Raw genomic sequence first — 19,085 nt, 5'->3', positions numbered from 1 at the left:
GAGCATGTCCGAGATCATTCAACTTAGCGCAGAGGTCCCGTCCGAACTGGGCGGCCAACGCCTCGACCAGGTCGCCGCCCAATTGTTCGCCGAGTACTCGCGTTCGCGCCTGTCCTCGTGGATCAAGGATGGCCGCCTGACCGTCGATGGCGCGGTGCTGCGACCGCGCGACACCGTCCACACCGGCTCCATCCTGGCCCTCGAAGCCGAGCAGGAGGCCCAGGGCGAATGGGTGGCTCAGGACATCGAGCTGGACATCGTCTACGAGGACGACCAGATCCTGGTGATCAACAAGCCCGCCGGGCTGGTGGTCCACCCGGCGGCCGGTCACCCCGACGGCACCTTGCTCAACGCCCTGCTGCACCATGTCCCGGACATCGTCAACGTGCCGCGCGCCGGCATCGTGCACCGCCTGGACAAGGACACCACTGGTCTGATGGTGGTGGCCAAGACCCTGCAGGCGCAGACCAACCTCGTCGACCAGCTGCAAAAGCGTTCGGTCAGCCGTATCTACGAGTGCATCGTGGTCGGCGTGGTGATCGCCGGCGGCAAGATCGACGCGCCGATCGGCCGTCACGGCGGCGAGCGCCAGCGCATGGCGGTGACCGAGGGCGGCAAGCCGGCCGTCAGCCACTACCGCGTGCTCAAGCGCTTCCGTTCGCACACCCATGTGCGGGTCAAGCTGGAAACCGGCCGCACCCACCAGATCCGTGTGCACATGGCGCATGTCGGCTATCCGCTGGTCGGCGACCAGACCTACGGTGCACGCTTCCGCATCCCGCCGGCCGCCAGCGTGGCCATGGTCGAGGCGGTCAAGCACTTCCCGCGCCAGGCCCTGCACGCGCGTTTCCTGGCGCTGGACCACCCGACCACGGGTGAGCGCATGGAATGGAAGTCGGAGTTGCCGGACGACTTCCAGTGGCTGCTGTCGCTGCTCGACCAGGACCGCGAGAGCTTCATCGGATGAGTGGCCTGACGCAGTCGCTGATCCTCCCCGACTGGCCGGCCCCGGCCTCGGTTCGCGCCTGCGTCACCACCCGCGAGGGCGGCGTCAGCCTGCCGCCCTATGAATCCTTCAATCTTGGCGACCATGTGGGCGATGACCCGCAGGCGGTCGCCGAGAACCGACGTCGCCTGAGCGACGAATTCGCCATCCAGCCGGCCTGGCTCAAGCAGGTGCATGGGTTGGTGGTGGCGGATGCCAATCCCGCCGTGGTTGCCGAGGCCGATGCCAGCTGGACCGACCAGCCGGGCATCGCCTGCACCGTGATGACCGCCGATTGCCTGCCTGCCCTGTTTTGCGACCGCGCCGGTACCCGAGTGGCGGCTGCGCATGCCGGCTGGCGCGGGCTGGCCGGTGGCGTGCTGGAGGCCACCCTTGAGCGCCTGGCGCTGGCGCCTGAAGAGGTCATGGTGTGGCTGGGGCCTGCGATTGGGCCGCAGGCGTTCGAGGTGGGGCTGGAAGTGCGCGATGCCTTTACTGCCGTGCATCCCGAGGCGGCTGAGGCGTTTGTCGAGGGCGAGCGCCCGGGCAAGCTGATGGCCGATATCTATCAGCTGGCGCGGATCCGCCTGGCGGCGCGTGGCGTTACCGCCGTTTATGGTGGCGGGTTCTGCACGGTCAGCGATCCACGCTTCTTCTCTTATCGCCGCACCCCGCAGGGTGGGCGTTTTGCTTCGTTGGTCTGGTTGCAGCCGCGCTGACCTTACCCGGCCTACGCGGACATCGCGTGGGAGCGGGCTTGCCCCGCGATAGCGCAGGCCCTGCCACCTCTATCTCATCTGCTGGCGCCATCGCGGGGCAAGCCCGCTCCCACGTTGCCTGACGTCACTGGTGCTGACCTCTGTCAACCCCGCTACGCTTGAATCTTCCAGAATCACCCTTATCTATTGGTCATCTCAGGCAGGTTCTTCATTACAGGTGCTGTCCATCGCTCCGCCTGCCCTTTAAAGGAAGGTATCCCCCATGCGAATAGACCGACTGACCAGCAAGCTGCAACTCGCGTTATCCGACTCCCAATCCCTGGCCGTGGGCATGGACCACCCGGCCATCGAGCCCCTGCACCTGCTGCAGGCGCTGATCGACCAGCAGGGCGGCTCGATCAAGCCGCTGCTGATGCAGGTCGGCTTCGACATCAACAGCCTGCGCAAGGCGTTGACCAAGGAGCTCGACCAGCTGCCGAAAATCCAGAATCCGACCGGCGACGTGAACATGTCCCAGGACCTGGCGCGCCTGCTCAACCAGGCCGACCGCCTGGCCCAGCAGAAGGGCGACCAGTTCATCTCCAGCGAGCTGGTGCTGCTCGCCGCCATGGACGAGAACAGCAAGGTCGGCAAGCTGCTGCTCGGCCAGGGCGTGAGCAAGAAGGCCCTGGAGAACGCCATCAACAACCTGCGCGGCGGCGCGGCGGTGAACGACGCCAATGCCGAGGAATCGCGCCAGGCCCTGGACAAGTACACCGTCGACCTGACCAAGCGCGCCGAGGAAGGCAAGCTCGACCCGGTGATCGGCCGTGACGACGAGATCCGCCGCACCATCCAGGTGCTGCAACGCCGGACCAAGAACAACCCGGTGCTGATCGGCGAGCCCGGCGTGGGCAAGACCGCCATCGCCGAGGGCCTGGCCCAGCGCATCATCAACGGCGAGGTGCCCGACGGCCTGAAAGGCAAGCGCCTGCTGGCCCTGGACATGGGGGCGCTGATCGCTGGCGCCAAGTACCGCGGCGAGTTCGAAGAGCGCCTCAAAGGCCTGCTCAACGAACTGAGCAAGCAGGAAGGCCAGATCATCCTGTTCATCGACGAACTGCACACCATGGTCGGCGCCGGCAAGGGCGAGGGCGCCATGGACGCCGGCAACATGCTCAAGCCGGCCCTGGCCCGTGGCGAGCTGCACTGCGTCGGCGCCACCACGCTCAACGAATACCGCCAGTTCATCGAGAAGGACGCCGCCCTCGAGCGTCGTTTCCAGAAGGTGCTGGTCGAGGAGCCGAGCGAGGAAGACACCATCGCCATCCTGCGTGGCCTGAAAGAGCGCTATGAAGTGCACCACAAGGTGGCCATCACCGACGGCGCCATCATCGCCGCGGCCAAGCTCAGCCACCGCTACATCACCGACCGCCAGCTGCCGGACAAGGCCATCGACCTGATCGACGAAGCGGCCAGCCGCATCCGCATGGAGATCGACTCCAAGCCGGAAGTGCTCGACCGCCTCGACCGTCGCCTGATCCAACTGAAGGTGGAGTCCCAGGCGCTCAAGAAGGAAGAGGACGAAGCGGCGAAGAAACGCCTGGAGAAACTGACCGAGGAAATCGACCGCCTGGAGCGCGAGTACGCCGACCTCGAAGAGATCTGGGCCTCGGAAAAAGCCGAGGTGCAGGGCTCGGCGCAGATCCAGCAGAAGATCGAGCAAGCCCGCCAGGAACTGGAAGCCGCCCGCCGCAAGGGTGACCTCAGCCGCATGGCCGAGCTGCAGTACGGGGTAATCCCGGACCTGGAGCGCAGCCTGCAGATGGTCGACCAGCACGGCAAGACCGACAACCAGTTGCTGCGCAACAAGGTCACCGAGGAAGAAATCGCCGAAGTGGTCTCCAAGTGGACCGGCATCCCCGTGGCCAAGATGCTCGAAGGCGAGCGCGAGAAGCTGCTGAAGATGGAAAGCCTGCTGCATGAACGGGTGATCGGCCAGGACGAGGCGGTGACCGCCGTGGCCAACGCCGTGCGCCGTTCCCGTGCCGGGCTGTCCGATCCGAACCGCCCCAGCGGCTCGTTCCTGTTCCTTGGGCCTACCGGCGTGGGCAAGACTGAGCTGTGCAAGGCGCTGGCCGAGTTCCTGTTCGACACCGAAGAGGCCATGGTGCGCATCGACATGTCCGAGTTCATGGAGAAACACTCCGTGGCTCGCCTGATCGGCGCCCCGCCAGGCTACGTGGGTTATGAAGAGGGCGGCTACCTGACCGAGGCCGTGCGTCGCAAGCCGTACTCGGTGGTACTGCTCGACGAGGTGGAGAAGGCCCACCCGGATGTGTTCAACGTGCTGCTGCAGGTGCTGGAAGATGGCCGCCTGACCGACAGCCACGGCCGCACCGTGGACTTCCGCAACACGGTGATCGTGATGACCTCCAACCTGGGCTCGGCGCAGATCCAGGAACTGGCCGGTGACCGCGAGGCGCAGCGTGCGGCGGTGATGGACGCGGTGGGTTCGCACTTCCGTCCGGAGTTCATCAACCGCATCGACGAAGTGGTGGTGTTCGAGCCCCTGGGCCGCGAGCAGATCGCCGGCATCACCGAGATCCAGCTCGGCCGACTGCGTGGCCGCCTGGCCGAGCGCGAGCTGTCGCTGAGCCTGAGCCCGGAGGCGTTGGACAAGCTGATCGCCGTGGGGTACGACCCGGTGTATGGCGCACGGCCACTCAAGCGTGCGATCCAGCGCTGGATCGAGAACCCGCTGGCGCAGTTGATCCTGGCCGGCGAGTTCTTGCCGGGTGCGGCGATCACCGCGAAGGTGCAGGGCGAGGAGATTGTCTTCGACTGATCACTGCCGTCATGAAGAGCCCCGCGAAAGCGGGGCTTTTTTATGTGGGTCATCCCGACGCCATCGCGGGGCAAGCCCGCTCCCACGCAGATCGGTGCCACAGGTACCCTATGCGCGTGGGAGCGATCAGCGTGGGAGCGGGCTTGCCCCGCGATAAGGCCAGTGCAGGCGCCGCAAACCCCTGATTTTCCGGCTTCCTACCTAACTTGCTGAAAATTTTGAAAAAAGTGCTTGCACAAAATTCAGAGTGCCCCTAATATTCGCCCCGCTGTCAGGCACTGAGCGAATCACCAGCAACATCGGAGATCGCAAAACAACTTACAAATCAGTAAGTTGAATGAAAAAAAGTGGTTGACAAGCAAAACGAAGAATGTAGAATAGCCGGCCTCAGCAGCGACAACGCGAAAGCGAAGCAGCTAAAGAGTTCGAAGCTAACACAGGCTTCGAAGCAGTAAAGATGTACCGAAGTTCAGTTCCGCGATAGCTCAGTCGGTAGAGCAAATGACTGTTAATCATTGGGTCCCTGGTTCGAGTCCAGGTCGCGGAGCCAATCTCGGGGTGTAGCGCAGTCCGGTAGCGCGCCTGCTTTGGGAGCAGGATGTCAGGAGTTCGAATCCCCTCACCCCGACCATTTTCCGGGTCGTTAGCTCAGTTGGTAGAGCAGTTGGCTTTTAACCAATTGGTCGTAGGTTCGAATCCTACACGACCCACCATGTAAAAAGGGCATCTCGACTGAGATGCCCTTTTTCTTTTGTCCGCGTTTTTTGGGTGTGGCATATCCCCGCCCTTGCTACCCTGTGGCCTTTGCCCGCAGGAGCGCCACGCATGTCCCTCAAAGCCCGTGTTTTCATCGCCACCAGCCTGGATGGCTACATCGCCCGTGAAGACGGCGGCCTCGATTGGCTGATGGGCGCCACCCAATCCACCGACGACCATGGCTATGCCGGGTTCATGGCGGGCGTTGATACGCTGGTGATGGGGCGGGGGACTTTCGACAAGGTCATGACCTTTGGCGAGTGGCCGTATCCCGATACGCGGGTCGTGGTGGTCAGCGCCAGCCTCGAGGCCTTGCCCAAGGGCGCACCGGAGCAGGTCGAGCTACACCCCGGGCCGATTCCGGCGTTGCTCGAGCATCTGCAGGGCACGGGGGCGAAAAGCCTGTACCTGGATGGCGGCAAGCTGATTCAGGGGTTCTTGCGTGAGGGGTTGGTGGATGAACTGACCATCACCCGCATTCCCGTGCTGCTGGGGCAGGGGATTCCGTTATTCGGCGGGTTGGCGAAGGATGTGCTGTTGCAGCACATGAAGACGACCAGTTACGAGAGTGGGTTCGTGCAGAGTACGTATCGCGTGGTCAGGTGAAGTCGCCAGCGTGGGAGCGGGCTTGACCCGCGATGGCGTCGGTTCAGGCCACCCGGTTATGGCGGCTGTCGCTATCGCGGGGCAAGCCCGCTCCCACCGGGGAGAGCAGGGCCTGTTATCAGTGCAACTTCAAACGCGGCTCAGTCCCCCGCCCAATCTTGCTACCCAGCATCATCATCGCCGTGCGGAAGAACCCATACAGCGCCATCTGGTGCATCCGGTACAGCGACACATAGAACATCCGCGCCAGCCAGCCCTCCAGCTTCACGCTGCCCATCAGGTTACCCATCAGGTTGCCCACCGCCGAGAACCGCGACAGCGATACCAGCGAGCCGTAGTCCTTGTACTCGTAGGTCGGCAGCGCCTTGTTCTCCAGGCGCGCCTTGAGGCTCTTGGCCAGTAGCGAAGCCTGCTGGTGCGCAGCCTGCGCCCGTGGCGGCACGTTGCGGTCGCTGCCCGGCTGCGGGCAGGCGGCGCAGTCGCCGAAGGCAAAGATATTGTCGTCGCGGGTGGTCTGCAGGGTCGGGCGCACCACCAGCTGGTTGATGCGGTTGGTTTCCAGCCCGTCGATGTCCTTGAGGAAGCCCGGCGCGCGAATGCCCGCCGCCCAGACCTTCAGGCTGGCCTGGATCACTTCGCCGGCCGCCGTCTTCAGGCCATCCTCGGTCACTTCGCTGACTGCGGCATTGGTCATCACCGTCACGCCGAGTTTTTCCAGGGTCTTGTGCACCGGCACGCTGATGCGCTCCGGCAGCGCCGGCAGTACCCGTGGGCCGGCTTCGATGAGGGTGATGTGCATGTCTTTCGGCTGGATCTTGTCCAGGCCATAGGCCGCCAGCTCGTGGGCGGCGTTGTGCAGCTCGGCCGCCAGCTCCACACCCGTGGCGCCGGCACCGACGATGGCCACGCTGATCTTCTCGCTGGCCACATCGCCCGCGTGGGCACGCAGGTAGTGGTTGAGCAGCTGCTGGTGGAAGCGCTCGGCCTGCTTGCGGCTGTCGAGGAACAGGCAGTGTTGCGCTGCGCCCAGGGTGCCGAAGTCGTTGGTGTTACTGCCCACGGCGATCACCAGGCTGTCGTAGCCAATGGTGCGCGCAGGCAGCAGCTCGCGGCCCTCGTCGTCGAGGGTCGCGGCCAGCTGGATCAGCTTGCTTTCGCGGTCCAGGCCGCTCATGCGGCCCATCTGGAAGTTGAAGTGGTTCCACTTGGCCTGGGCCACGTAGTTCAGTTCGTCTTCCGAGGAGTTCAGCGAGCCGGCCGCCACTTCGTGCAGCAGTGGCTTCCAGATGTGCGTCAGGTTGGCATCAACCAGGGTGATCTCGGCCTGTTTGCGCTTGCCCAGGGTTTTACCCAGGCGGGTCGCCAGTTCCAGGCCGCCGGCGCCGCCGCCGACAATCACGATGCGATGAGTCATGGGGATATCTCACAAGTTTTACGGAATTCGTGGACACAAGGTCCGGCCGCATCCAGCACGAGGGGCGGGCGAGCGCAAGGCAGCTCATAGCACCAGTCCACTCAGCAGGCGGCTCAACAGGCCCAGACCGATGGTCACGGCCACCACCAGCAACAGGAGCAGCAACGGCCGGAAGGGCCTGCGCTCTACTTGATGCTGGGGGGCGCTCAGATACTCATCGACGCGACGCTGATCTTCGGGATTCAGGCGGCTGGTCATGGTGGGCCTCGTCAGATAGACGTTTGTGACTGCGTGTACGCCACAGCGTTCACGCAAACGCATGGGTCGAATGATAATGCTTTCTATCCCTGGCGCCGAGTGTACGTGATCGCAAACACACCCGGCACTGGATCAAAGACTGATACCTACGTCGAACACAATGCTGCGCCCCAGGTTGCCGCGCAGGAAATCCGGCGCGTCCGGATGGGCGAACAGCACCCGGGCGAAGGTCGGCCCCACCAGCGACAACGAGCGCCAGCCCTGGCGCAGGTACTCGGTGGGCGGCGGGAAATGGCTGTTGAGGTCGAGCACTTCGCGCTTGAGGCTGGAGAAGGCGATGATGTCCAGCTCACCCAGGTCCAGCCCGCGTTCGCGGTAGTTGTGCGATTTCTTGCGCAGCGTGGGCGCCAGGCGTGCCAGCAGTTCCTGGGCGCTGATCCGCCGGGGGCGTTGTTCGCGGCGCACCAGTTGGCTCAGGGAGAACGCGCTGCGCCGGCGTTGCAGCTCTTCGCGCCACTCGTCATTGAGCCGCCGGCCCTCGTCGAGCACGAAGAACACCTCGAACGCCGCGTCGCGGAACAGCACGTCTGGCGGTTCCTGCCCGGCCGGGGTGAAGTCCTCGCTGCGGTAGGGAATGTTCAGCCCCTGCAGCAGGCGCTGGCAGACCCAACGCTCGCGTTCCCATTTGCGGGCATTGGACAGGAACGCATTGGCTTGTTCGGCCTGGATGGTAAGCAGGCGCAGGTAGTCTGAGTCATCCATGGGGACAAGCTTAGTCGCTAATTGATGACGGTAAGATGCTGTTTGTGCGTGGGAATCAGCCCAGCACCAGCCATTGCTGCACGACCCCGAACAGGTGCAGCAGCCCGCCGCCCACACAAATGGCCGAACTGACCGCGATGAAACGCCGGCTGCGCCCGGTGCCGGCCAGCAAAAGCGGCCCCAGCAGGCCACGGGCCAGGTACACCAGGGTGATCAAGCAGATGATCGGCATCAGCAATGGCAAGGGCGCGATCACACCGGCCGCCGACAGCGCGTAGGCGGCCCAGGCCAGCAGTACCGACGCGATCGCCGCTGTGACCAGGGCAGGGTAGGCGCGCCCTTGTTCCGCGGCCCGGGCCATGCGTTCGCCCGCGCCGAACAGACGGTACCAGCGCGGGCCCACGGCGATGACCATCAGGTGCAGTACCCCCGCGGTGGCGCTGAACAGCGCGCCCAGCAGCAAGGGCAGGTTGATGCCTTCGGTCATTGGGGATGCGTCCTGCAGCGAAAGGAGGTGTCAGCCTATAGCAACCGGACGAAAGGGAGAATGGGTGTAGACTCAGGCTTGTCCACATGGCCGACAGGGATATTGTTCAGGTGATTAGCGCACAGGTCTTGTCCAGCACCAGCCTTACCCTTGGCTGGCTCGGTTACGTGCCCCTGCTGGTCTGGGCCGCCAGCCGCACGCGCTGGGTGGAGTTGTTCGCTGACACCCGCCGCCAGCACCTGCTGTTCGGCACGGTGTTCTGCCTGTTCGTGCTGTGGCTGGTGCGGCGTGATTTCGATACTGGCGTGTCGTACCACTTCATCGGCATGACTGCCGTTACCCTGCTGCTGGACTGGCCGCTGGCGGTGCTCGGCGGCTTTCTCGCCCAGCTTGGCCTGTTGCTGCTCGGCCGCCAGGACCTCGCTGCTATCGGCGTCAACGGCCTGCTGATCGTAGGGTTGCCGGTGCTGGTCACCGAGGTGTGCGCGATCCTGGTCGAGCGTGCCCAGCCGCGTAACCTATTTGTGTACATCTTCTGTTGCGGTTTTTTCCCCGCTGCGCTGACCGTGCTGGTGTGCCTGGCGGCTGGGCTGGGGTTGCTGTGGATGGACGAGCGTTTCGCCATGCCGGAGTGGCTGAGCGACTTTGTTGGTTACCTGTGGTTGATGATGTTCCCCGAGGCGTTCATCAATGGCACGGTGATCAGTGCCTTGGTGGTGTTCTGCCCCGAGTGGCTGGAGACGTTCAACCGCACTCGTTATTTGCAGGCGCCATGGAAGGATGAAGAGAAGTGATGATGTGAATGGCACCGGCTTTGCCGGTGATCGCGGGGCAAGCCCGCTCCCACGTTGTTTCCTCCACGATAACCTTCACCTACAGAAACTCGCTCGTAGCAATATCGATGGATGACGCATGGGCGAGGGTTGGCGTGAGAGCGGGGGGGGCGTGGGAGCGGGCTTGCCCCGCGATTGAGTGACCTCGGCCTGTCGTCTCAATCCGAATCATCACGAAAATAGCGTGAGCGTTTGAACAGCAAGCGCTGGCCGACCAGCATGAACAACATCCCCCACAGGCCGCCATCGAGCTGCAGCACTTGCCGTTCACCCAATTGGGAGCAAGTGGTGATGCCGACCACCATGAAGATGATGTACACAGCCCTTCGCAACCCTTTAGGGCGGCACAGCCAGTCGAGCAGTACGCCCGCCGCCAATCCGTAAGCGATGAAATACAGTTCTGGCATGTTGGCGTCCTGCTCGGATGACCAGCAGCAAGGAGAATGGCTGGTGCATCGAACGATGCCAATGGATAGGGCGAGCGCCTATTCAGCGCGGTCTGATTAACCGGTAAGAAATGTCTGAGGCTTGAACGCCGGCCTCCCAGTTAATGGACGACCGGCGTGGGAGCGGGCTTGCCCCGCGATTGCGGCGGTGCTCTCACCACCAAGCCCAGCTTAGTGCCGTGGCTCCAGATCCCCCGAATACAACTCATCCTCGGACTCTTCCGCCCCCGCGATCTTGTGCTCCTCGGCCGCCCAGGCCCCCAGGTCGATCAGCTTGCAGCGGTCCGAGCAGAACGGCCGGAACGGGCTCTTCTCCCCCCATTCCACAGGCGCCCCACAGGTCGGGCAATCAACGGTCATCGGCTGGCTCATGGCTGGCCTCCTCGCAAAGTCAGGTAAAAGTGGTGCAGGCGGTCGATCTCGTCGTGCAGCGATTGCAGGTCACGATCATTGACCACCACGTCATCGGCATGGCGCAGGCGCTCTTCCCGGGCCAGCTGGGCCTTGAGAATCGCCTGCACCTGCTCGGGGCTGGTGTTGTCCCGTTGCAGGGTGCGCTGCACCTGCAACTCGGTCGGCGCATCGATCACCAGGATGCGCTGGGTCTTGCTGAACTGCCCCGACTCGATCAACAGCGGCGACACATACACCGCATAGGGCGTCTCGGCCTTGGCCAGGTAGCTGAAGATCTCCTGGCCGATCAGCGGGTGCAGCAGCTGCTCCAGCCATTGCCGTTGCGCAGGGTCAGCAAAGATCTGCTGGCGCAGGGCGCCACGGTCGAGCTGGCCGTCCTCCAGCAGTACACCGGGGCCGAAGCGCTCGACGATGCGGGCCAGGGCAGGGCGCCCCGGCTCGACAACCCAGCGCGCCGCCTGGTCGGCATCGACCAGGTGCACGCCCAGCTCGACGAAACGCTCGGCGGCGGCGCTCTTGCCGCTGCCGATGCCGCCGGTCAGGCCGAGAATCCAGGGGGTGAAAGGCGCTGTGCTCATCAGGTTCCAAGCAGTTGCAGGTAAGAAGCGACTATTTCATCACCCCAGAGCACGGCGATCCACCCCGCAATGGCCAGATAAGGCCCGAAAGGCAATGCAGCGCCCATTTGCGTGCGCTTCAAACGCACCAGCGTCAGCCCAATCAGCGCCCCCACCAGGGAGGCCAGCATCAAGGTCAGCGGCAAAATCTGCCAACCGCCCCAGGCCCCGAGCATGGCCAGCAGCTTGAAGTCGCCAAAGCCCATGCCCTCCTTGCCGGTCACCAGCTTGAACACCCAGTACACCGTCCACAGGCTCAGGTAACCCGCCACCGCGCCCCACACCGCGTCGGCCAGCGGCACCAGCAACCCGAAGGCGTTGACCACCAGCCCCAGCCACAACAGCGGCAGCACCAGCACATCCGGCAGCAACTGGTGCTCGGCATCGATCAGGCTCAAGCCGATCAGGCCCCAGGTCAGCAGCATCACCGCCAGCGCCTCCACCCCCGGCCCGAAATGCCAGGCCACCAGCAGCGACAGCAGGGCGGTGGCCAGCTCCACCAGTGGATAACGCGCACTGATTCGCGCTTTGCACCCCGAGCAACGTCCGCGCAAGGCCAGGTAACTCAGTACCGGAATGTTTTCCCACGCCCGGATCGGGCGCTGGCAGTGGGGGCAACGCGACGCCGGCAGGCACAGGTCGAAGCGCTCGTGCTCGGCCTGCGGCAGCCCCAGCACCTCCTGCGCCTCCCGCTGCCACTGGCGCTCGAGCATCAGCGGCAGCCGGTACGCCAGCACATTGAGAAAACTGCCCACCAGCAACCCCAGCACCGCGGCCAGGGCATAAAAGAACGGCGGATGATCGACGATTACGGCCCAGGCATTCATGTTCAGATCAGGCTACCCAACTGGAAGATCGGCAAGTACATCGCCACGACAAGGCCCCCCACCAGCAGCCCGAGGATCAGCACGATGGCCGGCTCCAGCAGCGTGGTCAACTGCTCCAGCGCCTGGCTCACCTGCTCTTCGTAATGTAGCGCGGCCTTGTCCAGCATGGTGTCGAGGGTGCCGCTGGCCTCGCCGACCGCCACCAGCTGGCGCAGCAGCGGCGGAAACAGCCCGTCCGCCTCCATTGCCTGTTGCAGGCTCGCCCCGTTGGCCACGCCCTGGCGCAACGCCAGGATCGCCCGCTCATGCAGGCAGTTGCCACTGACCGGCGCCACCGTTGCCAGCGCATCCAGCAACGCCACGCCCGCTGTATAAGAAGTCGCCAGGCTGCGCGCAAACCGCGCCAACGCTGCCTGCCCGAGCAAGGTGCCAACCACCGGCACCCGCAGCCCCCAGCGCACCATCCACAACCGTGCAGGAAGATGCCGCCGATACACCTCCCGCCCGCCAACCCCCAACACAGTTATCAACAGCACCAGCCACCCCAGGTGATTGCCCAGCCCTGTGGATAAATCGATCACCCACTGGGTGAACGCCGGCAGTGCCTTGTCGAAACTGGCGAACAACCCCTGGAACCGCGGCACCACCTCCAGCAGCAACAACGCCGCCACCCCCAGCCCGGTCAGCAGCAACAGCGCCGGATACAGCATCGCCTTGCGCACCTTCTGCCGCAGCGCCTGGCGCTTCTCCAGCATCCCCGCCATCTGCTCCAGCTGCCGGTCCAGCGTGCCCGACTGCTCGCCCACCCGCACCAGGTTGCAGTACAGCGCATCGAACCACGCCGGATGCCGCTGCAACGCCTCCGCCAGCCCAAGCCCCGCCGCCACATCCTGCTTCAACCGCGCCAGCAACGCCGCCATGCCGCTGTCCACCGTGCTACGCGCCATCACCTCGAACGCCTGCAACAACGGCACCCCCGCCGTCAGCAAGGTCGCCAGCTGCCGGCTGAACCCCGCCGCATCCGCCTTGCCCGCCCGCTGCGGCCAGCGCCACTGCAACCCACCCGCCAACCTCACCCGCGTGGCCCGGATGCCCTGGCGTTGCAGCCAAGCCTGTACAAAGGCCGGGCTGCGCCCCGGTTGCTGGCCGTGTTGACGAGTGCCGGAGGCATCGATGCCCTCCCAGGCGTAGAGGCGGGTAGACGGTGGCATATGAAGGTCCTTTGCAGTGCGGCGACAAGCCCCGTAACAGCTTGCCGGGCCCGAGAGCGGGCGCGTTTCCATGACGCTCACTAGAGTAGTTCAGCGAAGATGACGCCCTGCCGTGCAGGGGTGACAAAAGGTGTCGGTTCAGGCCTACTGCGCGCCTGCCGGCCGGGGCGCCGAAAAGATGAACATGCGCCGACCGCGCCTCCATGTATTACGAAGGAAGAGCGTTCATGAAAGGGCAACGAGGTATCACCCTGATCGAACTGATGATCGTCGTCGCGATCATCGGCATCCTGGCGACCATCGCCATCCCCATGTACACCAACCACCAGGCCCGCGCCAAAGCCGCGGCGGCGCTGCTGGAAATCTCCGCGCTGAAAACGCCGATGGACATCCGCCTGAACGAAGGCAAGGACGTGCCCGACGTCGCCAGCCTCGGCGGCCAGCCCACCACCGCCCATTGCGCGATCACCGCCAGCGGCACGGCGGCCGACGGCACCGCCAGCATCGCCTGCACCCTGGCCGATGCACCGGCCAATGTGCTGGGCAAGACCGTGACCCTGGCCCGCACCCAGGCCGGGTGGAGCTGCGTGACCACGGTGGAGGAAGACCTCGCGCCGAATGGCTGCAAGGCGCCGTGAAAGTGAGGTGAAACAGAGGTTTGCGTAACGGACACGGCAATGGTACGTTGCGCAACACGCCGGTGTAGCTCAGTCGGTAGAGCAGCGCACTCGTAACGCGAAGGTCGCAGGTTCGATTCCTGTCTCCGGCACCAGAAATGTCGATAGTGTTCAGTTAACCTATCGGGCTGATGAACCGCCTTCGGGCGGTTTTTTGCTTTTTAGGTCGGGCAAGGCGTTTCGCCTGCGAGTGGCTGGTCGCTACGCTTGGGGAGGGGTACCCATGAATCCGTTCAAGTCGCGTTCTGATAAGGTCAAAAGCCCCTTCGCTGAGTTCATTCGCAATGCGAAAGCTGACGAGAAAAAGCGTGTTTACACAGCCGTCCTGGTTGAGGCTACTAAGCGACAGAACGAGATCATGGTTGCAGCCCAAGAAAAGAGCGTGTGATCAAAAATGCGTTACACGAAGCCCGGCTTAAAGTCGGGCTTTTCTTTGGAAAAGGGCCAAGGGTAGTCCATGTGGTTGGCTGTGGTGCAGATTGCACAATGGAGTTTTGGCTGAAACCATTCAGTCATAGGCTTCAGCCGCTGACCCGTCAGAATATAAATCTGTCACCTTTTTTATGGTCACTTTTTTATGAAGTCCGCAAACTCAACGTTAGCCAGGAACCACGATGACCATCCTCTTTCGCCCGCAGGGCGCCTTCGGCTGGTTCAGTTACACCACTTCCAGGGACACGATCCTGGACTGGGTGGCCCTATGCTTGAACGAGCGGCGCCTGGCAAATGCCCCCTATGCAATGGCCGGTTTCACAAATCCCTAGTACGTAGTAGCATTTTGCACTAATGAAGGTGCGCAGAAAGCTGAGAACCGACATTGAGTGAACCTGTTCTGAAGTAATCGGAAGTCAATTCATACTCTTCAAGCAAAACTACTGATCGCTACAGCTTCTACTGTAATGTTGCCCGCTTTAATTATGGAGAAGCTCAGGCGTGACGAACCCAAAGGTGAAGCCATTATATGAAAATTGAATTTCTACCCCATAAAAATTATCAAGGTTCTGTCGCCGTTGAAGCAGGTCCATTTAAAAAGTGGCTCAAGATTAATCATCCAGAGATAGAGGTCGCAACACTACAGGATGCGTCTATCTATGATCTTCATGATTATTCATTTATCATGCCTCTGGTGAACCTAGCTAGCGATATGTCCCTGCCAAACTATCTGGCGCTTGTGATTCAGTACTTGGAAACCTACACAAGCAGTCGCCTGGAAGGAGAAAGTGACGAGGTCCAAATCAGTGCTTTTTACCAAGATGGAACCACAACGAAAGAATTTAACTTCAAGGGAAGCACGGATGCACTAAAGGCCAGCATGAAAAAATTTGATCTTACCAAATTCATGGAAACCCCTTGATGTACGGATTAAATCTTCTTTGCGCTGAGCTTCCAGGCAACGAAAGAGCCGTTTACGAAACCCTGAAGCACATAGCAGCTCGAAAATACGACGATGCCTTGAAGCTCGCCAATGAAGCTCAGGCGACAATCGACGCGTACAAAGCCAGCGCAACCGAAGACTCTGTAAAAAACAACTGCTTTATCTATGCTGGATTTTTTGAATTACTCACAAGTCTTGCGTCGTATTGGAAGTTTGTTGAGTCAGAAAAATACCATAATTCTTGGTGCAGGCTCCAAGATGCCCTAGATTGCTTGCGCCAACTTAAAAAATTTTACAAAGATTACAGTGTCACGCTTTGGTACCTCACTCGACAGCTACTCTCCATAGAGAAGGCTTATCCCTATAAGCTCTTCACAAGCTGCGGTTTTATATTTGAGAGATTTGAGTGCAGTATCTGCTCTCAGAATATAGATGGTGACGAGTGCCCGCACATCAAGGGCAATATATATGCTGGTGAAATAGCAGTGGCGATCGCTAGGAAAATAAAAAAAATAGATCATGTATCACTAGTCGAAAAACCTAAAAATAAGCGTCTCGTGGTTGGGCATGAAGATTCAAGTCAGTACTTTGATTTGTTTCGAATGCTGATTGCGGAATTTGATAAAAATAAGTGCTCACCACTAACGTTGTCGCAAGTTCAGATTGTTGAAACAATCCGCGTCGATCCAGGCCACAGGCAAGCCCCTAGGAACTCTCAGTGCTATTGCGGGAGTGGCAAAAAATACAAAATCTGTTGCATAAGGTTCGAAAGAATTCCTCATGTCCATATGAGTATTTCTCTCGGAGAGTTGATTGGCAACTCGCAGCTCCAACTGAGTAAAAATACCACCGCAGTGTAAATCTTAACCAACTTTAGGAGTAGAAATGGCCAAGGTGACGCCAGAGATGAAAATGCCGGAACTCATGGTGTTTTTTCGCACATTAGCGGTTGGTTTTCTGGCAGCAGAAGTCTGGAGGGTGGCATCCTATTTTGGCAACAATTTTTCTCCAGAATTGATTAATGTTAATTTTTGGGTTCAAGTCTCAGTCATCTTAATTATTACAGTCCTCTGCTGCTATTACGCTCTCTGTCGAGGAGCTATTTCAGATACAGCTCGTATAATGCAAAGCTGTAGGATTGACCTGCTCCTTGCAGTAATAGTCGGAGTATGGGCAAATTTTCTTTTGGCACCGAAGCTCAAAAAATTTCACGATATCATTCACGGTGCAGACCCCTACTGGACACCTGCAATACTCGCAATCTTATGCACCATGTTGCTGTCGCCGATAGTCCAGAACTTACGAGCGCGATTAAAAAAAGATAGGTCTCAGCTATATTTCTTATCAGATGATGAAATACAGCAGGGCAAAGAGGATGCATTGAATTGCGGATCGCAAGCTGAGTCATTCGCGAGAACTGTAATGGCTAGCAACGCACATCCAGGCTTGGTGTTCGGTATCGATGGACCTTGGGGTGTAGGCAAAACCAGCTTCATAAACCTTGCAGCTCGTCATTGGGAAGAACACTCTAAAAAAATCATTGTCTGCCGCTTCGAACCCCTTCGCTTTGCTTCTGAGCCTGATCTGACAGACAGACTGATCAAAGAGCTGTCGGCCACTATTCAACGAGAAGCCTACGCGCCCGAATTCCGACCAGCTGCGAATCGGTATTCGCGCCTGATTAAAGGCAAAGCAGATATATCGTTCCTGGGCTTCAAGCTTGCCGTCGAGCCTTCGCAAGAAACCTTGGATGAACTTTTAGATGACATTGACCATGTGCTCCGCCGTATTGGCAAACGCGTTGTCATCGTCATAGATGATCTCGACCGTTTGGATGCCAAGACAGCCAACTCAGTCCTATTTGCTACCCGCAGAACATTCAGACTATCTCAGGCAACTTTCATACTCTGCTATGACACAGAAATTCTAGCTGGCATTCAAGAGGAAACCTCACGCGCACGTGAATTCCTCGAGAAGTTCGTTACTGTAAAACTCAGCTTGTTTGTCGACACTTCGTCAATACGGAATTTCCTAACAAGGGACTGGCACAACGAGGAGCAAAAACTTACATCGGTACCTTCAGACACGATGATACGGCTTGGTGAAGTGCTCAGTGAGCTTGCGGATATTATTGATGGAGATAACGCAGCAAGCTATTTGCCGTTTGTTGGGAATCTTCGAAAGGTAAAACGTTTCGTAAACGCCCTTCTTATTCTACAGATGGAACGCAGCGACCTATCACGAACAGACTTCAACAAGGTTGACTTGATCAATCTACTATTACTCCATCTGTTCTACCCAGGCACCTTCAGGCTAATTTATGCAGAAGAGACAGAAGGTAGATATGGTCGATTCTCTCTGAAGAGAAATCCTGATGCTGACAACTTTATAAACTCACCAGCGTTCTCAGGGCAATTGGAAAAGGAGCCAGTTCAAGCTTTCCTGCTACGTCAACTCTTCGACGCAGAAACTCTTGAACTGCCCGCACGCGCAGACATAGAGCCATCAGTAAGAGCTAGCCGCGCATGCTTTAACCATGAAGGCTCTCGAAACCTAGAAAACTACCTAAAGCTCATTGTAAGATTTGCCACTCCTGAGCCCCAAGACACTTTCGTTCTGTATCAGAAAGCTGTTGAAGAAGTGGTAAGCGGTAAGAAAATCGATATCATCCTTTCATCAGATAACTTCGACCTGGCTGTACATGAGCGAGCCCATGATCAATTCTGGAGACTGCTAGTCAATAGCTCTTCCAGCTTCAATCACGTTGCAGCCGAGGATGCCATTAACACCTTGGTTGAATACCTCCCCCGCTATGCATCCATCGGTCGGTTCGACGGAAGCTTGCGCCATAGATCGATCTACTCACTCTTGAGACTTCTTGATCGAGCCGGTTGGGGGAGGACGGATAGCAAGCGTCTCGAAAACTCCAATGAAAATGTGATAGAGATCGCTCGACGAATTTTTGGCACTGAAGAGTACAAAAATAAGGGGCTGCTTGACCGCCTTGTCTGCGCTGAGCGGGGCGCCTTGGGTTGGAATGACTTAATGCTATTTAGGCTTCAATGCTCGGCAGATCGCCAAGGCCAACTGTATAACCTTCAAAAAGCACTCATAGTGTTTGATCATCCGGAAGCAGCAACTTCTGGAATAGTGAGTGGATTGGCAATTATGGGAATGAGAAGAATCTCCCAAGTGGTGTTTGCCAAATTCAAAGCCGAGTACATTGATAGTAAAGTCAATTTTTACTCTGCGGTTGATGCAATTCCGGTCGAGAATTTTGACACTACGGGGCTTTTGATTGCCAATAAAGACGATCCGGATACTAAAGATGCAGTCCTCAGTAGCATACTTGCCAGCCGCTCAGGCATAAAAAGCTTTGTTATATACCAGTTAAGCAACAGCAAAAAGGCTAATGGCTCTGGAGTCGGCTGCGGTTACTACGATGAATCAGGGGTTGAGGATAATCACGGCATATCAAGACTGATGGGTCATTACATATTCGACTTTTGCTTCAATCCTGATATTGATGAAAATAATGCCCATCACTTTCTTGACTATTGCCTTACTAACCTCACTAATTCGTATTTTGAGGGAATTCCAGGTGATGGCTTTGTGGCCTCAAAAGGCGGTTTGATAGGGCACTTCGATGTTGAGATTATTGCCTTGTATTGGAGAAAGCATGGAGCTTTTGTCCGTGCAAAATCCGAAGAAATCCCCAGTCGGGAAGTGGTGACGTCTAACTATGTCGCTACCTATGCCGAAGATTTGGATGGAGTATTCAAAGTGCTCGATGATATTATGAGCGAAAGCGAGCCAGCATAACTAAAAGCTAGCATGACGAAACGTCTGCCCTGAGTGCGAGAGAACACTG

Annotated in this window: 19 protein-coding genes and 4 tRNA genes; 14 read left to right on the top strand and 9 right to left on the bottom strand. The window is 59.4% G+C overall.

All coding sequences use genetic code 11. The features are described 5' to 3' along the window. The first annotated feature begins 4 nt into the window (after positions 1-4). The 7 genes from rluD (at position 5) to K2O50_RS22850 (ending at position 5,893) form a co-directional block, all read left to right on the top strand. Complete coding sequence (rluD, locus tag K2O50_RS22880) at positions 5-967, top strand: 23S rRNA pseudouridine(1911/1915/1917) synthase RluD (protein ID WP_028689894.1); 963 nt, start codon at positions 5-7, stop codon at positions 965-967. Further along, complete coding sequence (pgeF, locus tag K2O50_RS22875; RefSeq protein ID WP_050703668.1) at positions 964-1,704, top strand: peptidoglycan editing factor PgeF; 741 nt, start codon at positions 964-966, stop codon at positions 1,702-1,704. The genes rluD and pgeF overlap by 4 nt, the downstream gene beginning before the upstream one ends. Before the next feature lie 262 nt (positions 1,705-1,966). Next, complete coding sequence (gene clpB, locus K2O50_RS22870) at positions 1,967-4,531, top strand: ATP-dependent chaperone ClpB (protein ID WP_050703669.1); 2,565 nt, start codon at positions 1,967-1,969, stop codon at positions 4,529-4,531. A gap of 474 nt (positions 4,532-5,005) precedes the next feature. After that, positions 5,006-5,081 (top strand) — tRNA-Asn (locus K2O50_RS22865). 4 nt (positions 5,082-5,085) lie between these two features. Then, positions 5,086-5,162 (top strand) — tRNA-Pro (locus K2O50_RS22860). 6 nt (positions 5,163-5,168) lie between these two features. Beyond that, positions 5,169-5,244, top strand: a tRNA-Lys gene (locus K2O50_RS22855). A gap of 112 nt (positions 5,245-5,356) precedes the next feature. Further along, positions 5,357-5,893, top strand: coding sequence for a dihydrofolate reductase family protein (locus K2O50_RS22850; RefSeq protein ID WP_050703670.1), 537 nt, complete (start codon positions 5,357-5,359; stop codon positions 5,891-5,893). A 118-nt stretch (positions 5,894-6,011) separates the two neighbouring features. On the opposite strand, the gene K2O50_RS22845 is transcribed toward K2O50_RS22850, so the two are convergent. The 4 genes from K2O50_RS22845 to K2O50_RS22830 all read right to left on the bottom strand — a co-directional run bounded on the left by K2O50_RS22845 (position 6,012) and on the right by K2O50_RS22830 (position 8,814). After that, positions 6,012-7,307: an NAD(P)/FAD-dependent oxidoreductase gene (locus K2O50_RS22845; protein WP_050703671.1), complete on the bottom strand. Its 1,296-nt coding sequence runs from the start codon at positions 7,305-7,307 to the stop codon at positions 6,012-6,014. An 84-nt stretch (positions 7,308-7,391) separates the two neighbouring features. Beyond that, a complete protein-coding gene (locus K2O50_RS22840) occupies positions 7,392-7,565 on the bottom strand; it encodes a DUF3094 family protein (protein ID WP_050703672.1) in 174 nt (57 codons plus the stop codon). Between the two features lie 132 nt (positions 7,566-7,697). Beyond that, a complete protein-coding gene (locus K2O50_RS22835; protein ID WP_050703673.1) occupies positions 7,698-8,327 on the bottom strand; it encodes a DUF1780 domain-containing protein in 630 nt (209 codons plus the stop codon). Positions 8,328-8,382: 55 nt separating this feature from the next. Next, positions 8,383-8,814 (bottom strand): hypothetical protein, encoded by a 432-nt coding sequence (locus K2O50_RS22830; protein WP_220689944.1) that lies wholly within the window; start codon positions 8,812-8,814, stop codon positions 8,383-8,385. Positions 8,815-8,900: 86 nt separating this feature from the next. On the opposite strand from K2O50_RS22830, the gene K2O50_RS22825 reads away from it, so the two are divergent. Continuing rightward, positions 8,901-9,608 (top strand): energy-coupling factor ABC transporter permease, encoded by a 708-nt coding sequence (locus tag K2O50_RS22825; protein WP_050703675.1) that lies wholly within the window; start codon positions 8,901-8,903, stop codon positions 9,606-9,608. Between the two features lie 197 nt (positions 9,609-9,805). On the opposite strand, the gene K2O50_RS22820 is transcribed toward K2O50_RS22825, so the two are convergent. The 5 genes from K2O50_RS22820 to K2O50_RS22800 form a co-directional block, all read right to left on the bottom strand. Further along, a complete protein-coding gene (locus K2O50_RS22820) occupies positions 9,806-10,054 on the bottom strand; it encodes a hypothetical protein (RefSeq protein WP_050703676.1) in 249 nt (82 codons plus the stop codon). Positions 10,055-10,264: 210 nt separating this feature from the next. Continuing rightward, positions 10,265-10,465 (bottom strand): DNA gyrase inhibitor YacG, encoded by a 201-nt coding sequence (gene yacG / locus K2O50_RS22815; protein WP_011535705.1) that lies wholly within the window; start codon positions 10,463-10,465, stop codon positions 10,265-10,267. Continuing rightward, a complete protein-coding gene (gene coaE, locus K2O50_RS22810) occupies positions 10,462-11,085 on the bottom strand; it encodes a dephospho-CoA kinase (RefSeq protein ID WP_011535704.1) in 624 nt (207 codons plus the stop codon). The genes yacG and coaE overlap by 4 nt, the downstream gene beginning before the upstream one ends. Beyond that, on the bottom strand, positions 11,085-11,951 hold the full coding sequence (locus K2O50_RS22805; protein WP_050703677.1) for an A24 family peptidase: 867 nt from the start codon (positions 11,949-11,951) through the stop codon (positions 11,085-11,087). The genes coaE and K2O50_RS22805 overlap by 1 nt, the downstream gene beginning before the upstream one ends. A 2-nt stretch (positions 11,952-11,953) precedes the next feature. Then, complete coding sequence (locus K2O50_RS22800) at positions 11,954-13,162, bottom strand: type II secretion system F family protein (protein ID WP_220689943.1); 1,209 nt, start codon at positions 13,160-13,162, stop codon at positions 11,954-11,956. 227 nt (positions 13,163-13,389) lie between these two features. Between K2O50_RS22800 and K2O50_RS22795 the strand changes: the two genes are divergently transcribed. The 6 genes from K2O50_RS22795 (at position 13,390) to K2O50_RS22770 (ending at position 19,036) form a co-directional block, all read left to right on the top strand. Next, positions 13,390-13,800 carry a pilin gene (locus K2O50_RS22795; RefSeq protein ID WP_050703679.1) on the top strand — a complete coding sequence of 137 codons (411 nt, stop codon included), beginning with the start codon at positions 13,390-13,392 and terminating at the stop codon, positions 13,798-13,800. A 58-nt stretch (positions 13,801-13,858) separates the two neighbouring features. Next, a tRNA-Thr gene (locus tag K2O50_RS22790) sits at positions 13,859-13,934 on the top strand. 128 nt (positions 13,935-14,062) lie between these two features. Next, positions 14,063-14,227, top strand: a complete 165-nt coding sequence (locus tag K2O50_RS22785) for a hypothetical protein (protein WP_156329577.1) — start codon at positions 14,063-14,065, stop codon at positions 14,225-14,227. Positions 14,228-14,800: 573 nt separating this feature from the next. Next, entirely contained in the window at positions 14,801-15,193 is a 393-nt protein-coding gene (locus K2O50_RS22780) for a hypothetical protein (protein ID WP_156329578.1), read from the top strand. Beyond that, positions 15,193-16,074 carry an SEC-C domain-containing protein gene (locus K2O50_RS22775; RefSeq protein WP_082337626.1) on the top strand — a complete coding sequence of 294 codons (882 nt, stop codon included), beginning with the start codon at positions 15,193-15,195 and terminating at the stop codon, positions 16,072-16,074. The genes K2O50_RS22780 and K2O50_RS22775 overlap by 1 nt, the downstream gene beginning before the upstream one ends. Positions 16,075-16,099: 25 nt before the next feature. Continuing rightward, entirely contained in the window at positions 16,100-19,036 is a 2,937-nt protein-coding gene (locus K2O50_RS22770) for a KAP family NTPase (RefSeq protein WP_082337627.1), read from the top strand. The last annotated feature ends 49 nt before the right edge of the window (positions 19,037-19,085 follow it).

Origin of the sequence: Pseudomonas sp. 2hn (assembly GCF_019646095.1) — a bacterium.
In the GTDB taxonomy this organism is placed as follows: Bacteria; Pseudomonadota; Gammaproteobacteria; order Pseudomonadales; family Pseudomonadaceae; genus Aquipseudomonas; species Aquipseudomonas peradeniyensis.
Note: the sequence above shows the minus strand (reverse complement) of the source record. Positions and strands in the feature narration are given on the sequence as shown.

Excerpts from the sequence above, each read along its gene's own strand:
- K2O50_RS22835 (WP_050703673.1), bottom strand. The coding sequence starts at position 8,327 with ATGGATGACTCAGACTACCTGCGCCTGCTTACCATCCAGGCCGAACAA.
- K2O50_RS22820 (WP_050703676.1), bottom strand. The coding sequence starts at position 10,054 with ATGCCAGAACTGTATTTCATCGCTTACGGATTGGCGGCGGGCGTACTG.
- K2O50_RS22830 (WP_220689944.1), bottom strand. The coding sequence starts at position 8,814 with ATGACCGAAGGCATCAACCTGCCCTTGCTGCTGGGCGCGCTGTTCAGC.
- yacG (WP_011535705.1), bottom strand. The coding sequence starts at position 10,465 with ATGAGCCAGCCGATGACCGTTGATTGCCCGACCTGTGGGGCGCCTGTG.
- coaE (WP_011535704.1), bottom strand. The coding sequence starts at position 11,085 with ATGAGCACAGCGCCTTTCACCCCCTGGATTCTCGGCCTGACCGGCGGC.
- clpB (WP_050703669.1), top strand. The coding sequence starts at position 1,967 with ATGCGAATAGACCGACTGACCAGCAAGCTGCAACTCGCGTTATCCGAC.
- K2O50_RS22805 (WP_050703677.1), bottom strand. The coding sequence starts at position 11,951 with ATGAATGCCTGGGCCGTAATCGTCGATCATCCGCCGTTCTTTTATGCC.
- K2O50_RS22850 (WP_050703670.1), top strand. The coding sequence starts at position 5,357 with ATGTCCCTCAAAGCCCGTGTTTTCATCGCCACCAGCCTGGATGGCTAC.
- K2O50_RS22780 (WP_156329578.1), top strand. The coding sequence starts at position 14,801 with ATGAAAATTGAATTTCTACCCCATAAAAATTATCAAGGTTCTGTCGCC.
- K2O50_RS22800 (WP_220689943.1), bottom strand. The coding sequence starts at position 13,162 with ATGCCACCGTCTACCCGCCTCTACGCCTGGGAGGGCATCGATGCCTCC.
- K2O50_RS22825 (WP_050703675.1), top strand. The coding sequence starts at position 8,901 with ATGGCCGACAGGGATATTGTTCAGGTGATTAGCGCACAGGTCTTGTCC.
- rluD (WP_028689894.1), top strand. The coding sequence starts at position 5 with ATGTCCGAGATCATTCAACTTAGCGCAGAGGTCCCGTCCGAACTGGGC.
- K2O50_RS22775 (WP_082337626.1), top strand. The coding sequence starts at position 15,193 with ATGTACGGATTAAATCTTCTTTGCGCTGAGCTTCCAGGCAACGAAAGA.
- K2O50_RS22795 (WP_050703679.1), top strand. The coding sequence starts at position 13,390 with ATGAAAGGGCAACGAGGTATCACCCTGATCGAACTGATGATCGTCGTC.
- K2O50_RS22845 (WP_050703671.1), bottom strand. The coding sequence starts at position 7,307 with ATGACTCATCGCATCGTGATTGTCGGCGGCGGCGCCGGCGGCCTGGAA.
- pgeF (WP_050703668.1), top strand. The coding sequence starts at position 964 with ATGAGTGGCCTGACGCAGTCGCTGATCCTCCCCGACTGGCCGGCCCCG.
- K2O50_RS22840 (WP_050703672.1), bottom strand. The coding sequence starts at position 7,565 with ATGACCAGCCGCCTGAATCCCGAAGATCAGCGTCGCGTCGATGAGTAT.
- K2O50_RS22770 (WP_082337627.1), top strand. The coding sequence starts at position 16,100 with ATGGCCAAGGTGACGCCAGAGATGAAAATGCCGGAACTCATGGTGTTT.
- K2O50_RS22785 (WP_156329577.1), top strand. The coding sequence starts at position 14,063 with ATGAATCCGTTCAAGTCGCGTTCTGATAAGGTCAAAAGCCCCTTCGCT.